General features: G+C 38.9%; 6 protein-coding genes. 4 read left to right on the top strand and 2 right to left on the bottom strand.

Annotated elements, in window-relative coordinates:
- Positions 1 to 16 precede the first annotated feature (16 nt).
- Both sppA and CUN59_RS14385 read right to left on the bottom strand, forming a co-directional pair.
- The gene (gene sppA, locus CUN59_RS14380; RefSeq protein WP_104388489.1) at positions 17 to 838 is read right to left on the bottom strand and encodes a signal peptide peptidase SppA; all 822 of its coding nucleotides are present in this window, start codon (positions 836 to 838) and stop codon (positions 17 to 19) included.
- Positions 839 to 1,383: 545 nt separating this feature from the next.
- Positions 1,384 to 1,680, bottom strand: coding sequence for a hypothetical protein (locus CUN59_RS14385; protein ID WP_104388490.1), 297 nt, complete (start codon positions 1,678 to 1,680; stop codon positions 1,384 to 1,386).
- A gap of 311 nt (positions 1,681 to 1,991) precedes the next feature.
- Here CUN59_RS14385 and CUN59_RS14390 point away from each other — a divergent pair, with 311 nt between their 5' ends.
- The 4 genes from CUN59_RS14390 to CUN59_RS14405 all read left to right on the top strand — a co-directional run bounded on the left by CUN59_RS14390 (position 1,992) and on the right by CUN59_RS14405 (position 5,926).
- A complete protein-coding gene (locus CUN59_RS14390; protein WP_104388495.1) occupies positions 1,992 to 3,257 on the top strand; it encodes a glycosyltransferase family 4 protein in 1,266 nt (421 codons plus the stop codon).
- Between the two features lie 157 nt (positions 3,258 to 3,414).
- Positions 3,415 to 4,200 (top strand): MlaE family lipid ABC transporter permease subunit, encoded by a 786-nt coding sequence (locus tag CUN59_RS14395; RefSeq protein WP_104388491.1) that lies wholly within the window; start codon positions 3,415 to 3,417, stop codon positions 4,198 to 4,200.
- 75 nt (positions 4,201 to 4,275) lie between these two features.
- Positions 4,276 to 4,665 (top strand): DUF3119 family protein, encoded by a 390-nt coding sequence (locus CUN59_RS14400; protein ID WP_104388492.1) that lies wholly within the window; start codon positions 4,276 to 4,278, stop codon positions 4,663 to 4,665.
- Positions 4,666 to 4,738: 73 nt separating this feature from the next.
- Positions 4,739 to 5,926 (top strand): DUF3086 domain-containing protein, encoded by a 1,188-nt coding sequence (locus CUN59_RS14405; RefSeq protein WP_104388493.1) that lies wholly within the window; start codon positions 4,739 to 4,741, stop codon positions 5,924 to 5,926.
- Positions 5,927 to 6,000 lie beyond the last annotated feature (74 nt).

Raw genomic sequence — 6,000 nt, forward strand, 5'->3', positions numbered from 1 at the left:
GACCACCGACCACCGACTATGGACGATATAACCACAAAGGTAAACCACTGGTAGACAGTTCAAATTCTAGCCAATCCATCCCTCCAGCAATACCTGATTTAGCTTGACGACTTCCTGGTAGAAGACGACTTAACAACGGTTTATGTTCTTCTAGCGTATAGCAAACAGTTTTATCCGGATCAAGTCCTACTAATTCCGCTGTCCAACGTCGTGCATCTTCTTCTGTTCCTAAGCTGTCTACAACACCTAATTCTAAGGCTTGCTGTCCAGTAAAAATCCGTCCATCAGCAAAACTTTTCACCTTCTCCACGGTGATTGAACGAGCTTGTGCTACAGTTTCCACAAATTGCTGATAGCTATAATCAATCAATTCTTGCAGAATAGTTTGTTCCGGTTCTGTCAGTTCTCTATCAAAAGCCAATATATCTTTGTAGGGACCTGATTTAATCACTTTAAAGGAAACACCGATTTTTTCTAGCAGTCGTTCTAGGTTATTTCCCCTTAAAATCACACCAATACTGCCTGTAATCGTTCCTGGGTTGGCCATAATATGCTCTGCACCCATGCCTATATAAACCCCTCCAGAGGCGGAAATATTGCCAAAACTGGCGACAATTTTGATTTTCTGGGCTAATCTTTTCAGGGCGCTATAGATTTCCTGGGAATCTCCCACTGTTCCCCCAGGACTATCAATACGTAGCAGTAAAGCCGGAAATTTGCTTTCTTCTACGGTTTTTAATGCCTCTAAGACGTGTTTACGAGTTGAACCAGCGATCGCACCGCTAATTTCAATCCGTGCAATTTGTTTACGAAAGTTGGGCTTAAAAGGCCAAATCATGAGCAATCAAATAACTTTTTAATATTCTGAATATTCCTAATATAGAACGCTCAGGGTGCAGCTAACGGGGTTTAACTGTAAATCTAATTGGGAATTTGTTCAGGAAGGAGAATTTTCCCATAAACAATTACCGAAAGTTAACAAAGATTTTATATTTTATGTGTAATTCTATTTGCTATTGTTAAGGAACAAGAAGGAATTATGAAAAAATATATCCTACTGTTCAGGTACATTCATACCAAACCATTGTGTCCTAAGATATCAATACACAAGAATTTGGGGAATTAAAGTCATTAAAAAATAGAATCATCTAGCACAAAGCCAATAAATTTGAGCAACAATGAAAATATTTACTTGTATTTGACAATTAGCACAATCAAGTTATGGGAGTATGAGCTTTTATAATTTACGAAAATTCATGAAGCTATACAACACCAGATTTACACTACTCAAATCTCACTGAGTGAATTTTCCTCATATTAGAATTAATTATTTGTCTCGCTATCGTCTAACTGATCAACTCTAGTTTGATTGGCTGCTAACTTTCAAGAGTCTGTATGCAGAATTTGATAGCGGTAATAAACATAGATATCAAACAGCGCTCCGACAAAACCACAAGTTAAACCAATGGTCAATAGTCCATTGAGGCAACTACCAGTACCAAAAGTGGCGAGAAAATGCAGAATTTGCATGGAGACATCGTTAATCATCCCTTGTAGTCCAGGAATGTAACTGAACAGGGATAAAACAAGTAGCATCCCACCAACTAGGAAGACAGGGACAAAAAAACTAAAGATGGTGGTCAAGACAAGAGAACGAAGAAAGTTACTAAATATAATCATTATTAGACCAGAGTAGAGGTTTATGGAGATATAGAACAGAACTTATCTGCCACCTTTCTAGAATACTGGCGATCGCCTTTAAATATCCATTTTGTCAAAAATCTTAAGTTTTTATTAAATTATACGGGTAGTAGTTACCCCAAGTGTATTGGGAATTTTTCAGGTTCAAAATACCTAAAACCTTGATATCATAGGGCTTTGTCTCTCGGTATGCAGTTTGATCGCAGTAACAATACTCTAAAACACCAGCTTAATTTTCACAAGACTAGTCGTAAACTAAGTTAATGTTTCCTGCCAAAACATTAAAAAATATGAAGAGTGATTCCACCCATCCGCAAAAGATTCTATTTTTACATCCCAATTTTCCCGCCCAATTTCGCCATCTGGCCACCGCTTTAGGACAAAACAGCAATTATCAGGTTGCATTTGGGACAAATCGCCAGGAAGGAACAATACCCGGTGTATTTAAAGCTGTTTATCAACCTTCCCGTGACGCGAATCCCCAAACTCACCATTATGTCCGCAATTTGGAAAAAGCAGTTCTCACAGGACAAGCGGTATATAGAATAGCAGAACAACTCAAAGCACAGGGTTTTGTCCCAGATATAGTTTATGGTCATTCCGGTTGGGGTCCAACATTATTTATTAAAGAAATTTTTCCCAAAGCCGAAATATTGTGTTTTTTTGAATGGTTTTATCATGCTTGTGGGTCAGATGTGGATTTTGACCCCAGTGAACCCCTGACTGTAGATGATCAATGTCGGATTCGGATTAAAAATGCCCCTATTTTGATTGATTTATACAGTTGCGATCGCGGACTTGCACCCACTAACTGGCAACTACAACAATTTCCGCCAGAATATCGCAGTAAAATTACTGTTTGCCATGATGGCATTAATACTAACTTTTTTCAACCCAATCCAGGAGCTAAATTAGTTTTATCCAGAATTAATCTTGACCTTTCCCACATAGAAGAATTAGTAACTTATGTGGGTAGAGGGATGGAACCTTATCGGGGATTTCCCCAATTTATGGAAGCCGTTGCTTTAATTCAACAACGACGACCACATACTCATGTTGTAGTAGTGGGAGAAGATAGAGTCGCCTATGGTAAAACTCTCCCCGACGGCAAAACTTATAAACAGTTGATGTTAGAAAAATTAGATTTAGATTTATCTAGATTACACTTTACCGGAAGGATACCTTATGATGAATATCTGCAAGTATTACAAGCTTCTTCAGCACACATTTATTTAACCCGTCCCTTTGTTTTATCCTGGTCAATGTTAGAAGCCATGTCTACTGGGTGTTTGGTAATAGCGTCTAATACTTCACCAGTATTAGAGGTAATTAAAGACGGAAAAAATGGACTTTTAGTAGATTTCTTTTCACCCGAAGAAATAGCCCAAAAAGTAGATACAGCCTTAGATAATCCTGGCGATATGATGCCCATTCGTACCAAAGCCCGCAAAACAATTATTCAGAATTATGATTTAGACACTTTGTTACCAAAACATTTAGATTGGTTATTAGGTAAGAAACCTAGTCTTAAATCTCAAGGCTTTGGTAAGTACTAGGGGCGAACGGCCGTTCGCCCCTACAGTCAGAATATTTGTTGATAGTATGAATCTGCAAAATCCAAAATCTAAAATCTAAAATCTGTTCGCCCCTACAGTCAGAATATTTGTTGATAGTATGAATCTGCAAAATCCAAAATCCAAAATCTAAAATCGAATGATCAAATCCAGTTTAGGAACATGGAGTCAGCGATTGCTAGCCGCAATACTGTTAGGTGGACAAGTCCTAGTTCATCTACTCAAAGGCAAAATTCACCGCCGTAACACCGTAGAACAATTGGCACTAGTGGGGCCAGATTCCCTATTTATTGCCTTATTGACAGCTATATTTGTCGGTGCAGTATTCACCATTCAGGTAGCAAGGGAATTTATTAACTTTGGTGCGGGCAACCTGGTGGGTGGAGTTTTAGCCGTAGCATTAACAAGAGAACTTACTCCTGTATTAACAGCCGTAATTTTAGCGGGAAGAGTCGGTTCAGCTTTTGCCGCCGAAATTGGCACAATGAGAGTTACAGAACAAATAGACGCGCTGTTAATGTTAAAAACAGATCCTATTGATTATCTAGTTATTCCCCGACTTTTGGCTTGCCTGATCATGCTGCCGATTTTAACTTTGCTATCCTTAATCACAGGAATGTCTGGCGGATTGGTAATAGCTACCCATATTTATAACCTTTCCGATACAGTATTTCTTGATTCAGCGCGGAACTTCCTGGATATGTGGGATATTTGCAGCGCCATGATTAAGGCCTGTTGTTTTGGGGTCTTAATTGCCATTATTGGTTGTAGTTGGGGGTTAACTACTACTGGAGGTGCTAAAGGTGTGGGACAATCAACTACAACTGCCGTTGTCACTGCCTTATTGGTGATATTTATTAGTAACTTCTTTCTCTCTTGGTTAATGTTTCAGGGAACAGGTACTGGATTTACACCAGGATTATGATTTTACAGGCAGGAGGCAGGAGGGAAAAGGAAATAGTTAAGAATTAGCAATTTATAGAAGTAGGAGAAAAAGATTTTGAATAGTTCATTGACACCTAATACGATATCAACAGTAGAACTGAAGCCAAGTTACAATATTCCTGTGTTCTTGGTGCTTGGGGCTATTCCTATACTGTTAATACAACCCTGGGTGGGAGGTATATTAGCGGTATTGGGTTTATTTTTGATGTTGCAAGCTGTAACATTACGGTTTCAATTTACTGCTACAGCTTTTGATCTTTATAGAGGAGAAAAATTAATTCGGCGTTTTCCCTACCAAGAATGGCAAAATTGGCGGATATTTTGGAATCCTGTTCCCATTTTGTTTTATTTTAAAGAGGTTAACAGTATTCACTTTTTGCCCATTTTATTTGACCCCAAAACCTTAAAATCTTGTTTAGAAGAACGTTGTCCACGTATTGATTAGGATTTTGTAGTTAGTTAATTGTATCTTTTGTAAAAGATATTTTTTCGAGAATGGAAAATTTATATTGTTGTTTATGAACCCTGAAGAATCTCAAACTCCAGAACCTATAGATGAGTGGTTGGAACAAATAGAAGTTCAACCACCTGATGAACTACCACAAACCCCAACAGCAGATTTAGAATTAGTGGCAGAAGTACCGCCAGAAATCGTGACAATTATTGATGCTAGAACAGATTCTACAGATGATGAGTCACAACCTACAGAAACACCATCATTAGCATCAGCAGAGGCAAAAATTACTCAGTTGCAGCAACAGGAAGCAGTACTAAAAGCGGAAATTGCTGAGTTGGAAATTACCTATAAAACTCTTCAAACTCAAGTTACAACGACTCAAACGGCACTTTCCCAAATTGTTCAAGATTCATTATCACAGCTAGAACAACGTAAGCAAACCCTACAAATTTCTGTAGAACAACTAGAACGTCGTCAAGAAAGAATTCGCAACGAAATGCGGACTACTTTTGCTGGTACATCCCAAGATTTAGCAATTCGCATACAGGGTTTTAAAGACTATCTCACCGGCAGTTTACAAGATTTGGCATCAGCCGCAGAACAGTTACAACTGGTACAACCAGCTAAGGAAAAGGAAACACCAGTCCAAAAAGAAGCTAACCCTGTTAAAGAACAGTCAGAAATGCCCCAACTTGGCCAGCAGCAGTTTCAGGATACTACCAAAAAAATCCGCCGCTTGCTTGACCAATACCGCAACGAACCAGATTATTATGGATCACCGTGGCAGTTACGCCGCACCTTTGAACCTATTCATGGAGAAAGAATCTCAACTTGGTTTTTTACCCAAGGTGGTAGGGGTGCTTTGCGGACAATGGGTAGCCGCTTACAAAATATTTTAGTTGCGTCGGCAGGAATTTCGATATTGCATCAATTATATGGCGATCGCGTGCGAACTCTGATTTTAGCCAATACACCAGAACGTTTAGGTGAATGGCGACGGGGTTTACAAGATTGTTTAGGTATTGGTCGCCCTGATTTTGGCCCCGATAGAGGCGTTGTATTATTTGAATCCCCCTCCGCTTTAACCCAGAAGGCAGATAGATTAGTTAAAGCTAATCAAATGCCTTTAATTGTGATTGATGATTCTGAGGAACAAATCAGTTTAGCTTTGCTACAATTCCCTCTCTGGTTAGCTTTTGCCCCTGATCCAAAAACTATGCGAGATCGGGATTTTGATGATGATTTTTAATTAGTTAGTAATCAGTTTATGATTATTTAGCCCCCTAAATCCCCCAAGTTTGGGGGACTTTGAAATTCTTATTC

The sequence above is a fragment of the Cuspidothrix issatschenkoi CHARLIE-1 genome (assembly GCF_002934005.1).
GTDB lineage: Bacteria > Cyanobacteriota > Cyanobacteriia > Cyanobacteriales > Nostocaceae > Cuspidothrix > Cuspidothrix issatschenkoi.